At 58.9% G+C, this 23,628-nt stretch carries 21 protein-coding genes and 2 pseudogenes; 14 read left to right on the forward strand and 9 right to left on the reverse strand.

The window, feature by feature from the left end:
• Positions 1-167 precede the first annotated feature (167 nt).
• Together U5A65_RS26340 and U5A65_RS26345 are read right to left on the reverse strand one after the other, a co-directional pair.
• Entirely contained in the window at positions 168-743 is a 576-nt protein-coding gene (locus U5A65_RS26340; RefSeq protein ID WP_321948316.1) for a hypothetical protein, read from the reverse strand.
• On the reverse strand, positions 740-1,192 hold the full coding sequence (locus U5A65_RS26345; RefSeq protein WP_321948318.1) for a hypothetical protein: 453 nt from the start codon (positions 1,190-1,192) through the stop codon (positions 740-742). The genes U5A65_RS26340 and U5A65_RS26345 overlap by 4 nt, the downstream gene beginning before the upstream one ends.
• Positions 1,193-1,405: 213 nt before the next feature.
• Here U5A65_RS26345 and U5A65_RS26350 point away from each other — a divergent pair.
• A pseudogene (locus tag U5A65_RS26350) lies at positions 1,406-1,711 on the forward strand (Ku protein); the annotation flags it as partial.
• 667 nt (positions 1,712-2,378) lie between these two features.
• Here the strand turns inward: U5A65_RS26350 and U5A65_RS26355 are convergent.
• Entirely contained in the window at positions 2,379-2,648 is a 270-nt protein-coding gene (locus U5A65_RS26355; RefSeq protein ID WP_321948320.1) for a type II toxin-antitoxin system RelE/ParE family toxin, read from the reverse strand.
• The gene (locus U5A65_RS26360; RefSeq protein WP_321948323.1) at positions 2,645-3,124 is read right to left on the reverse strand and encodes a hypothetical protein; all 480 of its coding nucleotides are present in this window, start codon (positions 3,122-3,124) and stop codon (positions 2,645-2,647) included. The genes U5A65_RS26355 and U5A65_RS26360 overlap by 4 nt, the downstream gene beginning before the upstream one ends.
• Before the next feature lie 774 nt (positions 3,125-3,898).
• Between U5A65_RS26360 and U5A65_RS26365 the strand changes: the two genes are divergently transcribed.
• Positions 3,899-4,126 carry a hypothetical protein gene (locus tag U5A65_RS26365; RefSeq protein ID WP_321917039.1) on the forward strand — a complete coding sequence of 76 codons (228 nt, stop codon included), beginning with the start codon at positions 3,899-3,901 and terminating at the stop codon, positions 4,124-4,126.
• A gap of 541 nt (positions 4,127-4,667) precedes the next feature.
• Here U5A65_RS26365 and U5A65_RS26370 read toward each other — a convergent pair.
• The 4 genes and pseudogenes from U5A65_RS26370 to U5A65_RS26385 form a co-directional block, all read right to left on the reverse strand.
• Positions 4,668-4,891, reverse strand: a pseudogene (locus tag U5A65_RS26370) (ISKra4 family transposase); the annotation flags it as partial.
• Between the two features lie 454 nt (positions 4,892-5,345).
• On the reverse strand, positions 5,346-6,413 hold the full coding sequence (locus U5A65_RS26375; protein ID WP_321948324.1) for a LirA/MavJ family T4SS effector: 1,068 nt from the start codon (positions 6,411-6,413) through the stop codon (positions 5,346-5,348).
• A gap of 1,206 nt (positions 6,414-7,619) precedes the next feature.
• Positions 7,620-8,429 (reverse strand): hypothetical protein, encoded by an 810-nt coding sequence (locus U5A65_RS26380; protein WP_321948325.1) that lies wholly within the window; start codon positions 8,427-8,429, stop codon positions 7,620-7,622.
• 13 nt (positions 8,430-8,442) lie between these two features.
• Complete coding sequence (locus tag U5A65_RS26385) at positions 8,443-10,602, reverse strand: TonB-dependent siderophore receptor (RefSeq protein WP_321948326.1); 2,160 nt, start codon at positions 10,600-10,602, stop codon at positions 8,443-8,445.
• Between the two features lie 593 nt (positions 10,603-11,195).
• On the opposite strand from U5A65_RS26385, the gene U5A65_RS26390 reads away from it, so the two are divergent.
• Both U5A65_RS26390 and U5A65_RS26395 read left to right on the forward strand, forming a co-directional pair.
• Positions 11,196-11,879: a response regulator transcription factor gene (locus U5A65_RS26390; RefSeq protein ID WP_321948327.1), complete on the forward strand. Its 684-nt coding sequence runs from the start codon at positions 11,196-11,198 to the stop codon at positions 11,877-11,879.
• Positions 11,857-13,242: a sensor histidine kinase gene (locus U5A65_RS26395; RefSeq protein WP_321948328.1), complete on the forward strand. Its 1,386-nt coding sequence runs from the start codon at positions 11,857-11,859 to the stop codon at positions 13,240-13,242. The genes U5A65_RS26390 and U5A65_RS26395 overlap by 23 nt, the downstream gene beginning before the upstream one ends.
• A gap of 315 nt (positions 13,243-13,557) precedes the next feature.
• Here U5A65_RS26395 and U5A65_RS26400 read toward each other — a convergent pair whose 3' ends face one another.
• On the reverse strand, positions 13,558-13,767 hold the full coding sequence (locus U5A65_RS26400; protein WP_321948329.1) for a hypothetical protein: 210 nt from the start codon (positions 13,765-13,767) through the stop codon (positions 13,558-13,560).
• A gap of 267 nt (positions 13,768-14,034) precedes the next feature.
• Here U5A65_RS26400 and U5A65_RS26405 point away from each other — a divergent pair, with 267 nt between their 5' ends.
• The 10 genes from U5A65_RS26405 to U5A65_RS26450 all read left to right on the forward strand — a co-directional run bounded on the left by U5A65_RS26405 (position 14,035) and on the right by U5A65_RS26450 (position 23,392).
• Positions 14,035-14,328 (forward strand): hypothetical protein, encoded by a 294-nt coding sequence (locus U5A65_RS26405; RefSeq protein WP_321948330.1) that lies wholly within the window; start codon positions 14,035-14,037, stop codon positions 14,326-14,328.
• Complete coding sequence (locus U5A65_RS26410) at positions 14,325-15,830, forward strand: TolC family protein (RefSeq protein ID WP_321948331.1); 1,506 nt, start codon at positions 14,325-14,327, stop codon at positions 15,828-15,830. The genes U5A65_RS26405 and U5A65_RS26410 overlap by 4 nt, the downstream gene beginning before the upstream one ends.
• 2 nt (positions 15,831-15,832) lie before the next feature.
• Positions 15,833-17,128, forward strand: coding sequence for a copper oxidase (locus U5A65_RS26415; RefSeq protein ID WP_321948332.1), 1,296 nt, complete (start codon positions 15,833-15,835; stop codon positions 17,126-17,128).
• Positions 17,129-17,191: 63 nt separating this feature from the next.
• A complete protein-coding gene (locus tag U5A65_RS26420) occupies positions 17,192-17,539 on the forward strand; it encodes a copper-binding protein (protein ID WP_321948472.1) in 348 nt (115 codons plus the stop codon).
• A gap of 62 nt (positions 17,540-17,601) precedes the next feature.
• Positions 17,602-17,976, forward strand: coding sequence for a copper homeostasis periplasmic binding protein CopC (copC, locus tag U5A65_RS26425; protein WP_321940100.1), 375 nt, complete (start codon positions 17,602-17,604; stop codon positions 17,974-17,976).
• A complete protein-coding gene (locus U5A65_RS26430; RefSeq protein WP_321940137.1) occupies positions 17,976-18,917 on the forward strand; it encodes a CopD family protein in 942 nt (313 codons plus the stop codon). Before copC ends, U5A65_RS26430 begins: the two co-directional genes overlap by 1 nt.
• Before the next feature lie 496 nt (positions 18,918-19,413).
• Positions 19,414-19,674: a DUF2933 domain-containing protein gene (locus tag U5A65_RS26435; RefSeq protein WP_321948333.1), complete on the forward strand. Its 261-nt coding sequence runs from the start codon at positions 19,414-19,416 to the stop codon at positions 19,672-19,674.
• Positions 19,658-20,314: an isoprenylcysteine carboxylmethyltransferase family protein gene (locus U5A65_RS26440; RefSeq protein WP_321948334.1), complete on the forward strand. Its 657-nt coding sequence runs from the start codon at positions 19,658-19,660 to the stop codon at positions 20,312-20,314. Before U5A65_RS26435 ends, U5A65_RS26440 begins: the two co-directional genes overlap by 17 nt.
• Before the next feature lie 21 nt (positions 20,315-20,335).
• Entirely contained in the window at positions 20,336-22,738 is a 2,403-nt protein-coding gene (locus tag U5A65_RS26445) for a heavy metal translocating P-type ATPase (RefSeq protein ID WP_321948335.1), read from the forward strand.
• A 183-nt stretch (positions 22,739-22,921) separates the two neighbouring features.
• A complete protein-coding gene (locus U5A65_RS26450; protein WP_321948336.1) occupies positions 22,922-23,392 on the forward strand; it encodes a hypothetical protein in 471 nt (156 codons plus the stop codon).
• Positions 23,393-23,628: the final 236 nt, after the last annotated feature.

Raw genomic sequence — 23,628 nt, forward strand, 5'->3', positions numbered from 1 at the left:
CACGCGTCCCGAGCGCCCTCCAAGGCTCACAGCGACACACGAAGCGCCAATTCCGCGAGATCGCTTTCTTCACGACACACTCGTATTCGGCGCCATGACCGGAGCCAAGCGCCGCCTGTCTGCTGTCTTCGGCAGTGCTTTGGCGCGAGGCACTGCCGTGGTTGTCGCTAAAGTAATCGCCCGAACGCCAAGCTCTTGACACGCGCCTCAAGGTTTTCAATCGCCTGAACTGCCGCGGAAACGTCTGCGTCGATACGCTTGTCATCGCGCACTGCGACTTCGTCGAGCAAATGAAGGACCGCCTCCTGCGCTACGGCGTAATCCACCTGAGCAGCGTCCCACTCCGCCGGATCATTTTCGCGATCCACAGCCTGCATTAGCGCGTACCACCTCGCTTTCACTCGATCCAAGCGAGTGCGCAAATTCAAGAAGATTGCAATGCTTGACTCAAGTTCAGAATCCTTGGCGAGCGAAAGCAATCTGTCGCGCAGGCCGTGGAGCAGGCTCAGGACAGCAGCGAGCTCATCGGTGATTTCGTCCCCAGCGGACCAGTTTCGGTTGTATGTCGCCTCTCGCCGCCCGACGATGAAGACCCACTCCCGTGAGGCCTCACGGTCGGCTTTTGCGTCGCCGCCTACGTAACGACGCTTGAAGCGCACCATCGCCAGGGAGATGGCAAAGCCCAATGCGGGAAGGACGACCACTGCCGGATCGCCCTGGATGAAGGTAAGGAAAGCGTTCATGCCGCCGCCAGTTTGCAAATCACCAGCACAACGGCGAGCACGTAGTAAATCAGGCTCTGGGTGCCGGCAGCCCCTAGTCGCTGCCCGAGGCTCCACTCTGGCCACCAGACCGGATACGCCCCCTTTATCGGAAACGACAGGACCACGACCCAGAGAAGCGCACCGACGGCAAACCAGAGCCCGGCCGCAATCAGGACGCAGGCATTCCAGTTGTAAAGCCTGGCGGCGAGAAGCGCCTCGCGGGAGGTTCCCGGCTCGGGCCGGCTGTCGATCGGAAAGCAGGGGAGCAAGAGCGCGAGACCTGCGGAGGCTAGCGATGGTGGGAAAAATCGCAAGTCGGGCTCACCCGCCATGGTTCGCAGGCTCGCCTCGTAAGCGCCCAGCAGGCACGGAAGGGTGAATCCTATGATGATTGACACGACGTTCCAGACTTTCCGAAGGTCGACCATGTTCTTTATTCCCTGGCGTCGGCGTACGGGCAACCTCCGCATTATAGGGAGCGTTGCTCGGTGCTGCGCGAGCGGGAATGAGCCCTGCTCGCAGGGCGAGCGGCGTGCGCCAGCCGAGCCTGCACCGCGGAATCGTTTCATAATGACGGCACGTTTCGCGCACATGCGCCGGTCGTACTCACAGTACTTATGCCGGCCAGCAAGGAGACAGTCATGCGCTCGATTGCATCACTGGCACTCAGCTTCGGCCTGGTTCAAATTCCCGTAAAACTTTATTCGGCCACCGAAACCTCATCGGACGTCAAATTCAATCTTCTGGCACCCGACGGCTCACGACTCGAGCAGCAGTACGTATCAAAATCGACGGGTCAGAAAGTCGAGCGGGCCGACATGGTTAAGGGATACGAATTCTCACAGGGGCAGTTCGTGACCTTCGACCGCGACGAACTAAAAGCGATCGAAGAAAGCCCAAGCCATGTTGTAGAGATCCTGGGCTTTGTGCCGGACAAGTACCTCGAATGGCGTCGCTGTGGTCACGCGGGCTCGAACGCCCGCAATGGGTCGAGAAGACTCATCCGACAGCGATGAGAGCAGCCATTCGTCGACGCCGGTGCGCGAATGGCCGCAATTGGACATAGAGCCGTCCCACGTCTCACGAGCACTGATCGTCGGCTATGGCCGATGTCCTGTCGTCGATCGACGGTACGGGATGGCCGCTCCTCCCTGATACCCTCCCTTAAGCCCTCTACGGCTCGAGAAATAGCAATTGGATGTCGTATATTTCGTTCGCGTTCGCGCAGAGGCTCTCCCCTCTTCGGACGTCCATTGCCTGCTGGCGCCGCATGTGTCTCGCTGACCGACTCGCCCGGCATGTCCGAGGCGTCAGGTTGGTCGCCATGCGAATCTCGACATTACAGCCCAACTGTCATCCAAGTGAACTCACAGATGGGCATTCACGCTTCGACTCCGCCCAGACGTCTGCGTGCCACACCGGCCCGGATCGTTCCAGATCCGGTCGAAGACTGACCGGGTTCTACCCGGTCGGTCCTCGCCATTCCCGCCATCACCGCCGCGGGAGTCTTCGGGACGCGACGCTAGCTACAACCTGGGACACAGGCGAAGTAGTTTACGCGGCCCCGCTGTGTGGGCCTGCCCCGCGTGCCGTCGCACAGCAAGGGTTGTGGCCCTAGCGGCGTTGCCGCGCGTGGCGAACACGAAGGATCTGCACGCGTTCGCCGGCAACGCGGTACACGACAACATAGTTAGGCATCACGACCATTTCACGGGTCCCCCTGACGCGGCCCGCCCGGTAGCGGTTCGGGTACGTGGCGAGCGTGGTGGTTTTTTCACGGATGGACTGTCCGAGCTCGACGGCAGCCGCCGGGCTATCCTCGCTCACATAGTCGATGATCGACAGCAGCTGTTCCACTGCACGCGGCAGCCACTCGACGATCATGCGCGACCCTTGCGCGCGGCCTTCTTCGCGGTCGCGGCAAGCTTCGCATCGAGCTGCGCCATCACCTCATCGTGCGGGACAAACGACGTGTCGGGGCTGTCGACCTCGGCCATCGCCTGCAGCACGTCGGCCTCGAACTCGGCCGCGTCGTCGGCCAGCTGGTTGCGCCGCCTCATGTGCGCGCTCTGGTCCGGACGCGTCCAGGCCGGGGCCTTCGGGGCGCGCGTGTCCCACTCCTCGAGCGCGAAGCGGCCGGTCGCTACGCCGAGATCGCGCACGACCTTCAGGGCCTGGCCCGGATCGCGGAATTCGCGCCGTTCGCGGCCGTTCGAGGTCACGAGTTCGGCCACGCCCGATTCGCGCGTTTCCAGCTCGATATAAAAAGCGCCCTTTTCGGCGCGCAGGATCGCGGACAGGACACCACCGGCCTTGACGGCGGCGCTGGCCTGGGCGACATCAAAAGAAACACGTCGCATGATGTCTCCGGGGTACGGGAAAGGTCACGCCTTATTATACTCGTGTCCACGAAATATGATACTTCGTGGTTTTGAGGAGGTCGTTGAATGATCAGAACGTGCGGAAGCCTTGCCGGGCAGGGGTTGGCGGCCGGGAATTGACATGAGGGCCGTTGTCTGCCGGTTGGCACTCAAGCTGTTGTGGAACCCAGGCCCTTTGTGTTTTCGACACCGCGGCATCCCGCCCGTCTTCCGTGTCACTTATCCCGGCGATTATGCGTGAATGCGACCCCGTTTTAATCGGGGACCAGTGTCGAGCTCTAGAGGACGAAGGGAAAGCCATCCCTCTCCAGACCTATCTGTGGCCAGGTCAGAATGGTGACCCGTCAAGATGCGACACATACCTTGCACTGGCCGGCCCGGTTCGTGAAGCCACCAAGGATTCCGCTTCCTATTCGCGGTTCTTCGACTCGTGCGCCGAGTTGGTCCCGCGACTGCGGAACGAGTCCCGTTTCGATACCAAGGTGCCCTTTCTGAGAAAACCGTACGAGAGCCGCGACAATCCCCTCGATACGGTGTGGGCGGCGGCCCGGGCCGGTCTGGTGTGAGATTCCATCCGCACCCGTATGCCTCCCTGCGCTTCGCCCGATATAGGTGCAGATGGCTCGATCCTTGCACTAGTATGGACGGGTAAGAAGGAGGATCGAAGACAACATCGACCTGGTGCTGCCGTCAACTCCCCATTTTGTCTTGCTGTTCAGCCGCTAGCATCGCCGCGTTCCGACGGAGGTCGAAATGAACGAACAATCCGTGCTCGGTATCATCCATGCGCAGGAACTACTGATGGTGTCCCTCATTCGCATACTTCCGCCCGACGAGCGTCGCAAAGTTTTCGACGAGTTCCATGGCCAGGTCGAACTGGCCGAAGCGCCGCATCTGAGCGACGGCCATAACCGCGAAATGACCGAAGCGTTCATGGCGCATATCCGCAAGCTGTCGATCTTGCTGGCATCGTTGAGTTGATCGGGCGGAGGTTCGCGCCGCCGGACTTACCGAGCGCAAGCGGGAGAGCAGAGGGCAAGTTTGTGCGCTGCGATCATGAATGCGTCGGCGGTCTCCACCGTATCAAGGACGACAACTCGGCGGCAAAAGTCACGAAACGCGCCCGTCATGCTCTGCTCGTCGCGAGTTAGTCCGGACGTGGCGGTCCACGCCCGGGTCGGCGCGCAATGCCGACGGTGCCGCCGCGTTAGAAGGAGCCCCCGGCTCGGGATCATCCATCGCGCGCACGGCCAGAAAAGCTTGACATAGTTTCCTCGGCAGCGCCGTCCGTTCGAGTTCCGGCAGGCTCTTGATAAACGGGATGTCGCCAGCCTCGGTGACAAGTTTTATTTTTCCAAGTGCGCAAAACACGCCTGCATTTCGACGTCCGCCTCCCAGCAAGCGATCGGGTCGAACGAGATGCTACTTCGGTCGAGTCATGCAGCACAGGGAATAGACACGCCTTTCATCGGGTGACGCCCGTATTCCGGTCGCAAAGGTGAGCGCCAACTGGCTTGAGGATGATCGTCGAATCAGCGCTCGCGCCGACATATCGAACAAGCTCTCGAGTCCGGTAGTCGAGTTGTGCGAGACTTTCAGCAACACCCTGTGTTTCCAGGAATGATCACACAACAAATGGTCGGGATGCCCTGCATCCGGCTTTGGACCTTTTTTAAGCTGGGCGTGCCAGAAGCACCAGCGGAGTGTGTCCATACCAAATATCACCACACCTCGAGCAGCTTTTTTGTTTCCGTGCTCAGCTTTTCGTATCGTGCGTGTCACAGCACACTCCCGTTCACGAATCGGAATTGTCGAGCACGCCACCGGGGTGATTGGATCTGTACCTGGCCGTTCTTCTTCATCGTGAAGTGGCTGAACCTGAATCGAATGTGCCGCCGGCAGTTTCCGCTTCGTGAAGGTATCCGGAGCGACCTTCAACTTCGTTCCAACCGGATACAGGGAGTAAACAAGGTAAGCGCTTATGCTCTGCAGCGCATAATCACAAATCCCTGCCGCCCCTTTTTCTTTGAATTGAGTGGATGGTCTGCGTGGACTTCCGTTCGCCGCACGCTGCACGGAGCTCGTCACGCCAGAGCCGGAACCAGCGCAGAGTGCGGTCGAGTCGGCCGATTTTCGCCTGCCGGCGCTCGCGATAACAGCCCTCTCGAAAACCCCTATCTCAATCGGCCGACGGCATGCTTCAATAGTCCTCCCATTCCGGATAGAACGTTTCCACCTTTTCCTCCCACCAAGGTTCGGCAGCCCACTCTGCCGGATAAAACGGCGTTTTTCCCTTTGCCCTCTGTTTCTCCGCGATCATCTGCCTGTAATTATCAATATCAAACCATGGGCGCTTCGGTTTGAGCCTGGGTTCAAACCCTTCGTATTTAATGACCCTGCCTGCCCACCACTTCCCGATGAACGTATGGTTCAAAGTTCCGGATTGAATGGCGATCAGCAGCCTTGCCGGACAGCGGTAGCTGTCGGTATAGAGATTGGACAAGGTGATCTCTGAACCCATCCTGGTTCCTTTCCGATCCGACGCGGCGAATGCGTCCACCACGAAATCCCAGAGGACTTTCGGCTTATCTGGCAAGCGTGTGTCGGGCGCGCCAAAAAAAAGCTCGCCCGGCCAAAGTTCTGCACTTTTCGTTAAACCCACTTCCGGCGCGCCGTTTTGGTTGATGCGGCGAATAACGTAATCCATCAGGATTGCGTAAATATCCGCGACACGGTTGACAAGCAGATTCTCTTTTTTCCAGAAGCATATCGTCAGCCATTGGAGGGAATGCGTGAACTCGCCGTGTGTCGGGCCGGTGGAGTCCTTGAAAAGGAGATGATTACGCGTGATCTCACGGATGTGCGGCGCGTCCCCCGTGAAGACGATGCCCTTTAACGCCGCAAAGCCCTCTTTCTCCATGAGAAACCGAAACGCCTGAAGCAAGGCTCCGCCCTTCTTCTTCAATGACGGATCCTCCTTGAATTTTTCCTTGAATACGACATAGGCATCTGCCAGCCGGGGGTCCACCTTCTCTCGATAGAATCGATCGAAGTAATCCGTGCTTTGAAGAAGCGCGCAAATCCACGCGCAATCATGCAATAGCGAGCCTTCTAAAGGCGGGTCGACGATGATGGAAAGCACCCGCTTGAAGTATGCATGGAGTTCCGGCGCCACGACGTCCTTTGAAACGAAATCGGCGGCGCTTTCTGCTATGGGCGAACGGCTATTGCTGATTGGCGAAGAGGCATCGCTATACACTTCCGACATGACGCACGCTCCACAAGCATGGTTTCCACGTGGGATGGCGTCGTCACTTTGATCCATCCCGGCATCCCGTCGCATGACGCGCCCACCCGTTGTTCCCGAACCACCGGCCCCCTGCTTTCGTACAACGTACACTTGCCCTTCCTGTTCTCCACCGGCAACAAGCCCAGCGCGGTTCAAAGCTTCGCCCCCCCGCTTACTCGGACATCAATTCCCGCAGCAACACGGGCGCTGCTGCCGGCACGTCAGCGTGGAATGAAGCGCCAGTACTGTGCGCATAGTAACCGGCGGCCGCCATGATCGCGCGAGTCGCGTCTTTGTAGGTTTCCACCGCCGTGGATTCCGAAAGAAGCCATTGTAATGATGGATTTGGCCTGGACGGTCCGCTGCCGCGCAGCGCCACATCTGCCGCTTGTATTAAGCGTACTGCCCCTTGGCTTCCGACATATTCAGGTGATGGTGACCCGCAGGACCGCTCGCAACATGCAGAGCCTTCTGCGCGCCGAATGCACCAGTGCGGTCGTAAAGACGACCAATGCGAAGACTGAATAACAACTTCAAAAAACACAATGGCAGCCCCTGCTCCCTGACTCCTTTGCATTTCTCGCTAGAACTGGTAGGCAGCAGCATGCTACGGGCAATCGGCTCGCGCAACCTATCAATTTTGTGAGGATAGGACAATTAGCAATCAAAGCGCGAATTGCTATCTCCCGCCCGCTTTAGGTTCGTGTCTAGTCGCGCTGTTCAGCACTGGCATCCTGTGGCAAACCCATCAGTGTGAATGGGATCCCTCAGTATGCGCATCACCTTCCGTGAGGCTCATGCTGGACGTGCCGAGTTGAGAGATCCATAGAACATTGGACATCTCATTCAAGTTAGTGCAGATGTCAGCGTCCACTTGCACGCTGTCGAATTTCCAAGTTTGGCTGCACTGCGTCCGACGGACAGAAGGCAGCCGCGGCGCGGTCCGGAATCAGGTCAACTGACAAGATGGTGCGGTCATCCAGCTGGGCATCTCGAAGACAGCATTCGGCCATAGCTGGCGTTCAGGTGTTGCGATTGATAGACGCGCAGGCGCCCATGGCGATGCCGTTCTCCATCACTTGTTTTCAGTCCAGCGATGACCAGCAAACGGCGTGCATCCGAACCCAGTATCGGCCCTTCCGGCGTAACACCAGGCAGTCCGCACTGCGCGGCATGATGACCTGCTTACCGGTGACGAGTGCCAGTTGGCTCACTGACTGCCCAGTTCACGGCTGCATCGAAAATCGCACTTCCGTCGGCGCTGAGTTTTTCGAACGAGCGGTTGCCAAGAAACAACGCAACGCGACGCGCTGGCGCAAGGAAATCGTAGTCCATCGTCGCGCCCCTCTCGTAAGCGAACACTACCGCATGCGTCGGTTCGCCAGCGATGGTCGCAACAATTGTCGCGCCCGGGCCCGGCTTGCCCCAACCCATTTCGTCGTCGCGGGGATAAACCCAACGCTTTCCGGCAGGCACGCCGCCCGCGAGCGGACTCGGCGCATTCACGACGTTCACGTAATGTTCCTTCGCAACCTCGCCGAAGTCCTCACCCTTCTTCTGGCCCGTGAAGCGCAACGAATCGAACAGATCGGATTCCCACGTTAAGAGCGGCACTGGGACATCACGAAACGGCGTTCCGACCATATCGCGCGCGCTGACCACCGACGAGATGATGACGAGGTCCTCGCCATTCGCGGCCGACACGGGCACATCCTCGTCGACCAGTTTGACGACCATCCCCCGCTGCTCCAGATGCGCGATCACCTTGTCGTCCTCTTCACGGTCGCGATGCGAAAGCCGCGTAACGTACAGCACATTCTTGTTGGCCATGACCGCATCACGGTTCGCATCCGTGGCACTTGACGACGCCGCGCAAGCCGTGCCCGTTCCCCAGAATGCGGCCAATGCGGCGATCAGCGGGACCACCCGGAGGAACACGCGTCGCGTCCGAGCTGACGCCGCGACGACCGAACTCAAAGACAGATTCACATTCACAATGGTTCTCCTTTCAGAAATCTAATGTCGAGGTCAGCGAGATCGTCCGCTCGAGCCCAATGCCCAGTTGACTCGATCCCGCCGATGCCCAATAGTGCTTGTTAAACGCGTTCTCAACATTCAACTGGAACGTCGCATTGCGGCCGAACAGATTCGTCTCGTAGCGAGCGCCTGCCGAAAACAGCGTATAGCCAGGGATATAGGCCTGATTCGCGTCGTTGATCGGCCGTTGACCCACGAAATACGCGCCACCATTAATCGAGAGGCCGTAAAGATGCGGTACGCGATAATTCAAGAATACGCTGCCGGTATAGCGCGGCGTATTTTCCGGGCGTTTGCCGAGCGTCGTGGAATCGGTGCTGTCGACGAGCGTCGCGTCGAGCCACATGCCGGTCGTGACGATCGACAGATCGCGCGTGATGTCGCCCTGATACGCGAACTCGATGCCGCGATAGCGACCCACGCCGTTCAACGCGTAGACACCGTCGGCATCGGTACTCGCAGACGGCTGACGAATCTGGAACGCGGCGATCGACGCGAGTGCGCCGTTATTGAAGCGATGCCGCAGCCCAACTTCCACTTGTTTGCTGACCGCCGCTGGTAGAACCTGATACGCGTTCGTCGCAGTCGCAGGTGCGCTGCCCGCCGACTCCAGCCCTTCGATATAGCTCGCGTAGACGCTCGTTCGCGGTGTGATCTTGTACACGATGCTTGCCGACGGCGACGTGTGATTCACATTCTGCGTGACCGTATGCGCTTGCGTCGCGTGATACGACGAATAGCGCACTCCAGCCGTGAAATCGAGGTTCTTCGTCAACCCGATGCGGTCGAAAAGGTAAGCGCCCTGGTTACTGATGTGCTGCGCGTAAAACGCTTTCGACGAACCGGGCGTCAAACTCGTAATACTGATCGGCTCATACAGGTTCTGCGTGGCCGTGTAATAGTAGGTCGTGAAGTCCGGCTGGAACAACCAGTTCTCGTTGACGCCGAACGTGACGTCGTGCGTGAAAGGCCCCGTCTCGAAGAGGCCGTTGATTTCCGCGCGCACGTTCTTGTTCTCGTAGAACTGACCGTTCTGCTTGCTGCCTTGCAACTGGCCAGTGCCTGTGTCGACGTTGTACTTCTGGAAAATCCACAGCCAGCGATTGCGCTGCGTGATCGACTGACCGACCGACACGTTCGCGCTCCAGTTGTCGTTGATCAGGTAGTCGGCGCGGAGGATCTGCGCGATCGCGATCGAGGTGGTGGGCTTGTCGTTCGGCACCAGCAATTTCGATGCGTCGGGCAGCGAAGGCAGCGTGATGACGCCGTTGACAGCGGTGAGCGGCGTAATGCCGGCCTGTTCCACCACGCGTTGATCGATGTGCTCCAGGTCGTACTTGAGGGTAAGCCGATTGGTCGGCTTCCAGTCGAGCGCGACGCTCTGGAACGCGCGATAACCCCGGTCGCCGTCGATCGGCGTCTCGACATGCTCGGCCATCGCATTGACACGAATGCCGAACTGGTTGTCCGCGCCGAAACGGCGTGCGATGTCGACGTGCGCGCCCATCGAACCGTGCGAATCGACCAGTATCGACGCCGACGTCACCGGCGTATCGCCCGCGCGTTTCATCACCATGTTGACAATCCCGGCCGGCACCGCGAAGCCATAATACAACGCCGACGCGCCCTTCAGCACCTCGACGCGGTCCTTGTCCTCCATCGGCATCCAGATGTTGTTGTCAATAGGCAGCACGCCGTCGAGGTAATAGCTTTGACGGTTGTCGAGCGCAATGCCGCGAATTGAGAGCTGGTCATACGAAATGCCGCTCAACTGCTGGCGTGTGACGCCCGCGACATTGCGCAGCGCGTCGTACAGACCAGTCGCGGCCTGTGCCCTCAGCACATCGCTCGTGACGACGCTCACGGTGGCGGGAACGTCGAGCGCGTCGAGTCCGCGATATTGTCCCGTCTGCACGGTTTTCGCTGCGAAGGGGCTTGCTGCCGGCTCCTTCGTGGTTTTGATCGAAATGGGCGCCAATGTGGCGCCCTCTTCCGGCGCGCTCGCTGCGACAGGCGCCGACGCGGACACGCTGGAAGCCGGGACCGGTTCGTCCGCAAAAGCGCGGCAATCGGCGAAACCGCCATAGACGACCACCGACAGCGCAACAGCAATGGATCGGCGTCGTTTCAAGGTGGAGCGCTGCCGGACCGCGACGGCGCGACGAATTTGCCGAGAAGATCGATTCATGACGAAGAGAAGAGAAAGTAACGCGCAAAGCTGCCCCATCGAATGCCGAGCATTCGGTCTGGGCGAGACATCGAAAATTGATTCAGGCAAGACCGGGAAACGTCGTCCCAGGCATGCACCAAGGCGAATGTCGGCCGAACTGGTAGCGACTTAGCCGGGAGCTGGCATGGCGAAAAGAACCACGCAGGGCACGGTCCAGTTATCGGCCAACGCCAGAAGATTCCGGGCGATTTTCGGCGTATAGGCGCGCCCGAACACAGCAGGAATGCCAATCATCACGCTTGACGGCATACGTACGAACGCACGATGACGCCACACACTAGTGCGATCTGCGTTTCGGTAGCGAGCATCTGCGCTGACGGTCATGGAGGCGTGCTCGCGGTTACAATGAGAATGGTTCGTATTTATACTTTAAAAATTCGAACTTGGCAATTCCTTCGTGAAATCAATGAGATGAATCGCGTTTAATGAACTTTATTTAATGTTTGAAGGGTGTTTTGCGGGCTTGCCTGCCGAATTTTGGAAGAACTATCGCTATGCCAACAGTACTCGTCGTCGAGGACGACGCGAAAACACTCCGCGAAATCAAGGTCGCGCTGGAGGATCATGGATATATGGTCGAAACCGCGACGACCGGCGCGGAGGGCGTCGCGCATGCGACTTCGCGTCCGCTGGACGCGATCATTCTCGACCGGATGCTGCCCGGCGGCATGGAAGGTCTCGAAGTGCTGAGCGCGCTTCGCGAAGCGGCGTCGACAACGCCAGTGTTGATCCTCAGCGCATTATCGACGGTCGACGAGCGCGTGAGGGGATTACGCGCGGGCGGCGACGACTATCTCGTGAAGCCATTTGAATATGTCGAACTGACTGCGCGGCTCGATTCTTTGGTTCGCCGCGCGCATACCTCTATCCATGAGGCGGTGTATCGCATCGGCTCGCTGAGCATCGATCTGGTCAGCCGTGCTGTGGTGTATGCGGGAAAGGAAGTCGAACTGTTGCCACGCGAGTACCGGATTCTCGAGTTTATGATCCGTCGCGAAGGGCAAGTGGTCAGCCGCACGATGCTGTTCGAAGCGGTCTGGAATTACCGGGTCGGCGAGCGTACAAATGTGATCGACGTTCATATCAGTCGCCTGAGAAAGAAACTCGACCCGACGGGATCGGCTCCCATCATTCATACCGTTCGTGGCTCCGGTTATGTCCTTCGTGCGCCTGATTGATCTTCGACGTACCACGAGCTTTCGGCTCGCGGTGATATTCCTCGGCATCTTCGGCGGCATTTCGGTGCCGCTGTTTGCCTATCTGTATTTTTCGATCGCCGGCTTTGAAACGAAGCGTGTGGATGACTGGTTAGGTCGCGAATACGCCGCCATGCAGCGCAGTTCACCGGAGCGGCTGTCCGCACTCTTCAACGTGCTTCGTCAAAGCGATCCGGATCAGCAACGGCCAAACGGCCTGTTCAAGAACGACGGTCGCTATATCGCCGGCTCGTTGACGACGTTGCCTGCCGATATTCCTTACATGGGAAAACCATTCGCCATCAGTTTGTACGATCGGCCGAACAATCAGACAGCGCGTTGTATTGCCGCGAAACTCCCGGGCGATCACATCGCCATGCGATGCCAGAACGCGCTGGAGTTGGACAGTTTCAACAGCGGCCTCGTCAACGTGCTGATCATAGGCGTGCTTATCGCCCTCGCGATTGGCTTGATCGGCGCCGCATTAATCGGCCTCGGTTCGCTTCGACGACTGGATGCGGTCACGGCGACGATCAAGCAGATCGTTGGCGGAGATCTCTCGCAACGTCTGCCGACGCATCGACGGCACGACGAGCTTGAGAGTCTGGTACGCGTGGTCAATGGCATGCTCGACGAAATCGAGCGCCTGATGACTGAGGTAAAAGGCGTCTGCGATTCCATTGCGCACGACCTGCGTACGCCGTTGACGTCGATGATTGCCGGACTCGAACGAGTGCAACGCCGCGGTCAGAAGATCGACGATTATCGTCAGGCGCTGGACGACACGCTCGTCGACGCGACCGGCATGCTTCACACCTTTAACGCCCTGCTTCGAATTTCGGAAATAGAAAGCGGTGTGCGCCGTCAATCGTTCATGCCGGTCAATCTCGCCGCCATTGTGAAGGATGTGTACGAATACTACGAGGCATCGGCCGAGGAAAAGCAACTGAATTATCGATGCGAAATCGAAGACAGTCGTGATTTCAATCTGGAAGGCGATCCGAATCTATTGTTCGAAGCGCTGGCAAATCTGATCGAAAATGCCATCAAATTTTCGCCGATACGGGGAGCTGTAATGGTCAGCCTGGTCCGTATTGAAGGTCGCGTTCATTTGTCCGTTCGCGACAATGGCCCAGGCATTCCTGAATCCGAGCATCAAGCGGTGTTACAGCGCTTTTATCGTGGCGAGGCCAGCCGGCATACTCCTGGTAACGGCCTTGGACTGAGTCTTGCGAATGCCGTCGCGGCGATGCACCGGATGACTTTGGCGTTCGATCATGTCGCAACAGGCTGCCGCGTTGTGTTGATTGAAACGGACGGCATCGTCCACTTTCACGAAGCCTGAAGGCGGATAGACATTTCTTCCGAACGACCGCATTCGTGAAACCCGTCTGTCTCTTGAAGGTCGACAAGTGCCTGTCGCATCGTCCGAAAACAGTCATCCGTCGCGCGCACTTTGGAGAGAACAAGCGCGCCAGAGTTGAGGGAAACCGCAACTATTGCGATATGCATAGTCCGTCGCACGGTCCTCCTTCTCGGCAACCTGGCTTCACCGCCGACGACTCGGTGGTCTGCGGATACAACTACACCGTCACACTGCCGACATTACGACTCGCCTTCAGTCGTGCTAGACTTTTGTCCCATGTCGTATTGGCGCAAACTACTCCTCGTCCTGTTCCTCGCACTGAGCCTTCCGGTTCAGTCGTTCGCTGCTATTGCAATGCAGTGTGCGGCGGCACGTGCGGACGAAGTGGTCGTGTTCGCTACCGACGCCGGGCAACCAGCGGCCGTGGATCATCACGAGATGGCGGGCGGGCAGAAGGTAGTCGATGGCGGCGCGCATCAGCACAGTCTCGGCGGCACCCACCATGCGCACTCATGCTCGACCTGCGTGTCATGCTGCGCCGGCGCCGGGTTGCCAACCACGCCGTCGGTGGCCCAGTCCCCCGACTTTGCAGGCACAGCTCTCTTTCCACCGTCCTCTACCGCTGCCGCGTCATTTTTGACAGCCGGCATTGAGCGGCCTCCTCGAATCCTTCTCGTCTGAACTCTAAAGTCGCAGCGTGCATAGCTGCGGCGTTCATTGCGCCTTGGTGGCCCATACCGGCTGCCTGGTGACATTCGACGAGAACAATCCATGCGAACAATTTCTGCGGCGCTCATGAGCGCATGCGCGGCGTTGCCTTTGCTGGCGCGCGCCGCGACAGTAGTTCCTGAACCGATCGATGCAGGGGCGTCCGTGCCGGTCATAGCCGTGCCGTCGGCCTTCGATGGCTACAAGTCCTGGCAGGACGTGGAAGCGCCGAGCTGGCAAGAACTGAACCGTGCAGTTACCACGGATCGCGGCGTGGCGGGGATGCGGCATGGTCAGCAATCAGGCGCGACCTCCGGCCGGAGTAGCAACCGCGAACATGGGGGCGACGCGAAATGATGCGGCACCTCATGCAAAGCCGTGTGACCTGCATCGCCATCGCGATGATGTTCCTCGCCGGCTGCACAACCTTCTCGAAGGACGGTGGGTTCAACAGCGTATCGTCGGCTGCATCCGGGCGGCTTGGCAAAGACGCCATCTTCGTGAAAACCGACGAGGACCGCGACGCTGTCTTCACGCGTACGCAGGAGCTGCTGTCGAAGCCACTCGGCATGGACGACGCTGTCCAGGTGGCGCTGCTGAACAACCGTGGACTGCAGGCGTCATACGGCGAACTTGGCATTTCCGAAGCCGACCTCGTCCAGGCAGGCCGCCTCCCCAATCCGGGCTTCACCTTCAGCCGGACGCACTGGAGCGATGGCTTCGGCATCAGCCGAACGTTTTCGATGAGCGTGTTGGGCGTTCTCACGCTGCCCGTCGCGACGCGCATCGAGAGCCGCCGGTTTGAACAAACGAAGCTCGAGACAGCCAACGCGATGCTTGCGGTGGCCGCCGACGCTAGAAAGGCCTATGTGAAAGCGGTGGGGGCCGAGCAGGCAGCGTTATACGCCGCGCAGGTCAAGGACTCCGCAGAGGCCGGAGCGGAGCTCGCGTTGCGCATGCGCCAGTCGGGCAATTTCAGCAAGCTCGACTATGCGCGCGAACAGGCTTTCTATGCGGAGTCGGTCGCGCAACTTGCAAGGGCACGGCAGCAGTCAGTGGCAGCTCGCGAAAAGCTGACGCGCACGATGGGTCTGTGGGGTTCAGGCGTCCAGTACAAGCTGCCGGAGCGCCTGCCTGACCTGCCAAACGACCGGCCGCAACTGAACGACCTTGAGAGCTTTGCCATGCAGAACCGCCTGGACATTCAGGCGGCGAAGCTGCGAACGCAAAGCGTCGCCACATCACTTGGGCTCACCAAGGCTACCCGGTTCATCAATGCGCTTGAAGTTGGGTACCTCGACAACTTCGAGACGGACAAGGGACATGAGCGCGGGTACGAAATCAGTGTCGAGATTCCCATCTTCGACTGGGGCAGCGCAAAGGTGGCGCGTGCGGAAGCCATCTATATGCAATCCGCCAACCGGCTCGCACAGACGGCGATTGATGCCCGTTCGGAAGTTCGTGAATCGTATTCCGCCTACGTGACGAGCTACGACGTCGCGAAGCACTATCGCGACGAGGTCGTGCCCGTACGCAAGACCATCTCGGACGAAATGCTGCTGCGCTACAACGGCATGCTCGCAAGCGTATTCGAACTGCTCGCCGATTCGCGCGACCAGGTCGCTGCTGTCAACGGATACATCGACGCACTGCAAGACTACTGGCTTGCGGAGACGGACCTGCAACAGTCACTTGGGGGCTGGCTTCCGCCGCTTGCGATGTCGCAGGCGCCGGTCGAACGGCACAGCGACGCAACGCCCGCTCCTGCGACGCCCACATCACCGGCCACGGCGCAGGATTCGCCGCTGCCTGCTCCCGCGATGCAACCGGCGGCGCCGACGATTTCACAAGGTCAATGAACATGGTTTCACGTCGAAATTTTCTCGGCGGTTCGGGCGCCGCGCTACTGGGTGCGGCGTTGGTCAGCAAGGCGGGCGCAGCTTCGCTACCGGAAGCGGCCACGATGGCGAAAACAACCACACAGCCACCGCTTGTGCCACCCAACGGCCGACCCTACACACCCGTAGCCACGCTGAATGGCTGGACGCTGCCATGGCGCATGAAGAACGGCTGGAAGGAGTTTCACCTGATTGCGGAGCCAGTGGTCCGCGAAATGGCGCCCGGCATGAAGGCAAACCTGTGGGGCTACAACGGCCAGGCGCCTGGCCCAACCATCGAAGCGGTTGAAGGCGACAAGGTTCGCATCTTTGTGACCAACAAACTACCGGAACACACGACGGTGCACTGGCACGGGATGCTGCTGCCTTGCGGTATGGATGGTGTGGGTGGTCTCACGCAGCCGCATATCCCACCTGGCAAGACCTTCGTCTATGAGTTTCAGCTCGAGAAGCATGGCACGTTCATGTATCACCCGCATGCCGACGAGATGGTGCAGATGGCCATGGGGATGATGGGCACGTTCATCGTGCACCCTAAGGACCGCGGCACCATGCCGGTGGACCGCGATTTCGTGTTCCTGATGTCCGCCTATGACATCGACCCGGGCAGCTTCACGCCGCGCGTCAACGAAATGACGGACTTCAATATGTGGACGTGGAATGCACGGGTCTTTCCGGGCATCGACCCGCTACCTGTGCGAGCCGGAGACCGCGTCCGTATCCGCTTCGGCAATCTGACGATGACCAATCATCCCATTCACCTGCATGGGTACAGCTTCGAGGTCGTCGGTACTGATGGCGGCTGGGTTCCACCATCGGCACGATGGCCTGAAGTGACAGCAGACGTTGCCGTCGGCCAGATGCGCTCTATCGAGTTCACAGCAGACCGGCCAGGTGACTGGGCGTTCCATTGTCACAAGTCGCATCACACGATGAACGCGATGGGTCACCAGGTGCCGAATCTCATCGGCGTGCCGCAGAAAGACCTTGCGAAGCGCATCAACAAGCTGGTGCCGGACTACATGGCGATGGGAAGCACAGGTGGTGCGATGGGCGAGATGGAAATGCCGTTGCCTGATAACACACTGCCGATGATGACCGGGACCGGACCTTTCGGCCCACTGGAAATGGGTGGCATGTTCACGGTCGTCAAAGTGCGGCAGAACCTCGGCCGAAATGACTACGGTGACCCCGGGTGGTTCAAGCATCCTAAAGGCACCGTAGCTTATGAATACACCGGCGAATTGCCGGAAGGCTAGATGACACCCGGTCGGCGATAGCCCGACCAATTGTTTCATTCCCGCAACCCTGGAGAACACATGATGAAAACTGCATTCGCTTCCATTGCGCTGGGCCTTGCGCTCGCCTTTTCCGCATCCTCGTACGCGAGTGGCGACATGGGCAACATGAGCATGGGGAGTACGACCATGCAATCCACCGATATGAAGGAAAGCATGTCGCACGGAGAAATCAGGAAAGTCGACCTGACTGCCGGCAAGTTGACCATCAAGCACGGTCCCCTTGAGAACCTTGGCATGGAGGCGATGACGATGGTCTTCAAGGTCAAGGACCCGGCAATGCTGTCGCAGGTAAAGGTTGGCGACAAGATTGACTTCGTAGCCGAAGAAGTGAATGGCGCTCTCACTGTGGTCAAGCTGCAGAAGCAATAACCAGGGTACGCGGGAGCACCTTCTATAGCACTCCCGCACTGACTATTCGATCAGGCAAAAACATGAACACTCTCAACATCGGGCAGTTGGCCGGTTTAGCTGCGGCCATCGCGATTTCGCTCATGCCACCTGCAGCCCTGGCGCACGGGAAGCTGGAAAGCGCGGTTCCTGCGTCAGGCAGCACGGTCGACGTAGGACCGGAATCGCTCCAACTCAACTTTAACGAAAGACTCGAGCCGACCTTTAGTTATGCGAATGTTTCGGATGCGAGCGGAGCACCGATCACGAAGGAGAAAGCCAAGGTCGACACGTCTGATCCGCGCGTCATGACCGTTGCCGTACCCAGGCTCGCAACGGGAACGTACACGGTCAAGTGGGGCGTAATGACTGCCGATGCACACAAGACCAACGGCACGTACACGTTCAAGGTGAAATGATGAACGAAGGAGGCCTCGGCATCCTCCGACTGATGTCGGTGGTCGTCCAGAATATGGGATTTGCTGTCAGTGTTGGCGCACTGCTCTGCAGTCAATGGCTCGCGCGCGGTGAGTCAACCTGGCAGGACCTCGTTAGTCGACGTCTCGTCGCGACACTTCGGGCGGCCTCTATCGCTTCATTGCTTGCAAGCATGCTGTCATTCTGGGCACATTGCGCTCTGATGAGCGACTCTGCGCTGCAAGATGCCGGTCCTGCGGTGTGGTCGATGATTGAGGAAACCGGCTTTGGGCACGCATGGGTGGTGGGGGCTTTCTTCACCTTCTGTATCGTCGCGCTATCGCTTCTGTGGTCGGGAGAGCATACGCGATATCGCTTTGCGATATGGGGAGCCGTGGCGGGTGTGGCCCTCGCGCGCAGCAATGGTGGACATCCGGTCGATGCCGGACTGTTCAGCCTCCCGGTTTGGGCTGACTGGCTGCACCTTCTTGCCATAAGCACATGGGTGGGACTCGTTCTCGTAACGACTTACGTGGTGATGCCGCGAGTGCTCGATGCGCCAGCAAGCGAGAGCCAGACCAGTGCAATTTTTGTGCAATCGCTTTCCGATGTAGCGACATATGCGTTGATTGTTCTGTTCAGCACGGGCTTTTTCAACGGCTGGAGAGGCATCAATGCCCCTGCCAACCTATGGACGTCGACGTACGGGCAAGTGCTTTTGCTCAAGCTCGGGCTTGTGCTCATCGCTGCCACGCTCGGTGGCCATAATCGCTTCTTCGAGATGCCGAAACTCCTGTCGATGCTCAAGTCACCATCGCGGACGCCTCCCACTGCGCTGTTGCGTCGTTTTGGAGCGGTGCTCCATATCGAAGCGGTTGTACTTGTCGGTGCACTCGCGGTCGCTGCGGTGCTGGCGGCAAGCCCGTTGCCAGGGACGACGTAACTCCTTCAGGTTCGTGTTGGTCCACGCGGGTGGTTGTCTATGGAACTGCAAACTTTCATGCGGCAACCATCCCTTTCAGGCCTGGCTTCCTGGCCAGGCTCTTTTTATGGAGATGCCCTCACCTCTTCGTGCGTTACGGCAGCTCGCGTTGACCGGTTCGTCGTTCCATCAGCCCCATTTATGCGAGCCAACAGGTCCAACCACACTTCTCGACATGCCAATCGACCCTGTCACGGTGGGAACTACTAAAGTGGGTCATATGCTGAATGGCAGGCACATATAGCACCCTAATTTCGTGTCATCGCTGTCTTGACATGTATCAATTGCCTCTGCCTGTCTGGCAGTAGCCTTGGTAGGAATTGGGGAGCCGCCATCCGTCGGCTCCCAGTGAGTTTGCAATTTGCAGTTGTCGGAACCGGGGGCGATGCGGACGTTGCATACACCAGCCATTGCCGGATACCCACCAGTCGAGCACATTCGACACTGGAGAGGCTAGATGAACGAGGTCCCACATGATGCGCGACCTTTCTGGAGGTCACGCCCGGCGATTGCCCTGACCGTATTTGGCCTGATCGCGCTGTATCTGCTTTTTTCCGAGCATCGAGAACATATTCTCGGAGTTCTCCCTTTCGTACTGCTGCTCGTGTGCCCCCTGATGCATCTGTTCATGCATCACGGGCATGGTCATCGCCATCATTCGCATTCAGGCGGAAACAACCCTTCGAAACCGGGAGAGGACCATGATTCATACAGGTAGTGGGTATGGCCTTTGGGGACTGGCTCTCGTCAATTCCCTCGTCTTCATCATCTTTGCGTTCAGTTTTTTCAAACCCTCGACGAAACGAGACTGGCGGACGTTCGGTGCATTCTCCGCATTCATCGTGGCTCTGTTCGCGGAAATGTACGGCTTCCCGCTGACCATTTATTTGTTCTCCGGGTGGCTCCAATCCCGATTCCCGCAAACCGACCTGTTTGCGCACGACTCGGGACACCTCTGGTGGATGATGACGGGGCGGCATGGAAATCCGCATTTTGCTTTTCCCCATCTGTTGAGTCTCGTCTTCATATTTGGCGGCCTTTACCTGCTGGCGCAGGCGTGGTATGTGTTGTATGCGGCACAACGTGCGGGGAAGCTTGCAACCTCCGGCGCTTACGCCAGGATTCGACACCCGCAGTACATTGCTTTTATCGTCATCATGTTCGGGTTCCTGCTGCAGTGGCCGACGCTGGTGACTCTAGTGATGTTCCCGGTTCTTGCGTTTATGTATGTGAGGCTTGCCGTGTCGGAGGAGCATGAAGCCGAAGAGCAGTTCGGCCAGACATGGAGAGACTATGCTGCGGGTACACCACGCTTCATCCCCAGACTATTGGGAGATGACGCAGTCCATGTGCATTGAACACGGCCGGGAGCATCGACGATGCATGACTCGCATATCCACAACCACGAAACCGTTGAGCACGTGCACGGGCACCCTGCTGGGCAGCAAAACGTAACGGAAGCCGTTGACCCCGTGTGCGGAATGAAGGTCACGACAGATTCGGCACATCACTACATTCATCGCGACCAGACGTACTACTTTTGCAGCAGCAAGTGTCTTGAGGCCTTTCGGGCGGCCCCGGGCAAGTACACGAGCGCTCAGCACAAGCCTGTCTCCAGGCCGGTTCCCGGTGTCATTTACACCTGCCCGATGCACCCGCAAATACGCGCGACGGCTCCTGGCGCATGTCCTATTTGTGGAATGGCCCTCGAGCCAGTGACGCCGGGTGCTACCGAAGAACGTAACGTCGAGCTGGAGTCGATGACGCGTCGCTTCTGGGTTGGCCTCGTCCTGTCCATTCCGCTGCTGCTCATGACGATGGGGCAGATGGTTGTGCCTGTCGATATCGGCGCCGGAATTGACCATCTGTTTAGGGAGTGGGCCATACCGCACTGGATGCAGGCGTCGTGGTCACAGTGCGTCCAGGCCTTGCTCGCGACCCCTGTCGTACTATGGGCCGGCTGGCCGTTTTTGCAGCGGGGCTGGAAGTCGTTCGTGACGTGGCGGTTGAACATGTTCAGCCTCATCGGACTGGGCGTAGCTGCCGCCTATGCGTTCAGCGTCTTCGCGTTGTTCTTCCCCAACGTACTACCTCAGGCCTTCAGACATGGACGCGAGTTACCGCTTTACTTCGAGGCGGCCGCAGTCATCGTGACACTCGTGCTGCTCGGGCAGGTACTGGAGCTTCGTGCGCGCTCGCGCACGTCGAGCGCAATCCGTGACCTGCTGCAGCTTGCACCGCACACAGCGGTACGCATCCGGCCCGACGGCAGTGAAGAAACTGTGGCGCTCGAAGCCGTCATCGTCGGCGACACACTTCGTGTCAAACCCGGTTCAAAAATACCGGTTGACGGCATTGTTGTTGAGGGGCGGTCGAGCGTCGACGAGTCGATGATTACCGGCGAGCCGATTCCCGCCGAGAAGGTCGCGGGCGATAGAGTGACCGGTGCTACCGTCAACCAGACCGGGACGTTCCTGATGCGTGCCGAGAAGGTCGGCTCCGATACACTGCTCGCCAGAATCGTGCAGATGGTGGCAGAGGCGGGACGCTCGCGCGCCCCCATCCAGAAGCTCGCCGACCAGGTTTCAGGCTGGTTCGTATTGGCAGTCATCGGTCTTGCCGCAGTTTCGTTCGTAGTCTGGGCCCTGGTCGGGCCCGCGCCCGCCCTGGGCAACGCATTGGTCGTTGCCATCAGCGTACTTATCATTGCCTGCCCGTGCGCGCTCGGCCTGGCCACACCGGTGTCCATCATTGTTGGCGTCGGTCGTGGTGCGCACGAAGGCGTGCTCATTAAGGATGCGGAAGCACTCGAATTAATGGAGAAGGTGGATACCGTCGTGGTTGACAAGACGGGGACCCTGACGGAAGGCAAGCCGCGTGTACAGACAGTGGTCGCGGTCCACGGCCTGGAGGAAGCGAGATTGCTCGGCTATGCTGCGAGCCTCGAGGGTGCCAGTGAACATCCCCTGGCTCAGGCCATCATCGCGCACGCAAAAGAAGTCGGCGCTATCACGGGACGGGTAGAGGCCTTCGAGGCGGTTCCTGGCAAAGGGGTGACCGGAACAATTGATGGACACGCAGTGTCGCTCGGCAACGCGCGTCTGATGGACGATATGAATATAGACTGCCGGCCTGTCGAACTCGATACGGACAAGCTGCGTGAGGCGGGCCAGACGGTCATGTATGTTGCGATGGAAGGTGAGCTTGCTGGCTACATCGGTGTGGCGGACCCTGTGAAGACAACCACACCCGACGCGGTGCGCCTGCTCAAAGCATCCGGCGTCCGGATTGTGATGCTCACCGGCGACAACCCGGTCACTGCGAACGCTGTGGCAAAGGCTCTGGTGCTTGATGGCGTCAAGGCGGGCGTTCTGCCTGAAGACAAATACAGGCACGTTCAGGAGCTTCAGGCTCAAGGCCACATCGTCGCTATGGCTGGAGATGGGGTCAATGATGCACCGGCACTCGCGCAGGCCAATGTCGGCATCGCAATGGGCACCGGAACGGATGTCGCCATGAACAGCGCACGCGTAGTGCTCGTGAAGGGCGACCTGCGCGGTATTGCGCGCGCCCGCACATTAAGCGTTGCTACGATGAAAAACATCCGCCAGAACCTGTTCTTCGCATTTGCTTACAACGCGGTGGGGATTCCGGTGGCGGCTGGTGTGCTCTATCCGTGGACTGGCATTGTGCTCAGCCCGATTATTGCCAGTGCCGCAATGGCGTTGAGTTCGGTTTCTGTCATCGGTAACGCGTTGCGGCTACGGACCGCTCGGACGTAATGCGCGACCGTCGCGCCAGGCAGGTTCGAGCGGTTCTCGCTCGCCTTGCCGTACTCACAACCTGCGCGGTGCCCGTGGCGTACCGCTTGCCAAACGCCCGTGTTGATAGCTAGTGAGGTTCGCGAATACTCACTGCTGTCGGCCTCAAACGCTTGATGCCATTCTGCGCGAGGGAGGTGGCCAGTGTTGCATACAGCGACGAGAAAGCGCCGGGCATTGCATCTGCCTCTTTGCGCGTGGCTTCTCGCGGCCGTCGGCGCTGCAACAATCTTCGTGGGTATCTATTTCATATTCATACGGCCGCCCTTGCTGCCGGAAGACCTTCAGTACATGGGGTTGACGAGTGAGCGCTTGCTGGCAACAACGCCCAAGCTCATGTCCTGGTTGAGATTAGTCTTCACTGTTCTCGGTGGCTACATCGTGGGGTCTGGCTTGCTACTCGTACATCTGGCCCTAGGCGCATTTGCCGAACGCGAACCCTACGCTTTTTTGGTGGCCAGCCTGAGCGGCGGCTTCACGACCGGATTGATGTCCGTCGCGAATCTGCTCATCAATTCCCACTTCAAGTTCACCCTATTAGCGCTGACAGCCGTGTGGCTTGCGGCGCTCATTTGCTATGGCTTCAAAGCGCGGAGACCGTCAGGAAGTGGTTAGCGAAGGCTCATCATCTGCCCGAGCGAATCGTTCGATTCCACCGCACTTCTGGCTGGCACCCGTCTTCCATCAGTGGTCGGTCGATGGCAATCTGGTCGCATTGGCGGTACTCACCCGCCATTCACTATCGCCGCATCTGAACTGCTGCATCCAGACCTGCTTTAGCTCGTCGCCATCAACCACATCGGCGGCTACGATGACCCGCTTTTCGTAATTGCCCACGCAGCTGACGGTGA

It is taken from the genome of Paraburkholderia sp. J10-1 (assembly GCF_905220165.1).
In the GTDB taxonomy this organism is placed as follows: domain Bacteria; phylum Pseudomonadota; class Gammaproteobacteria; order Burkholderiales; family Burkholderiaceae; genus Paraburkholderia.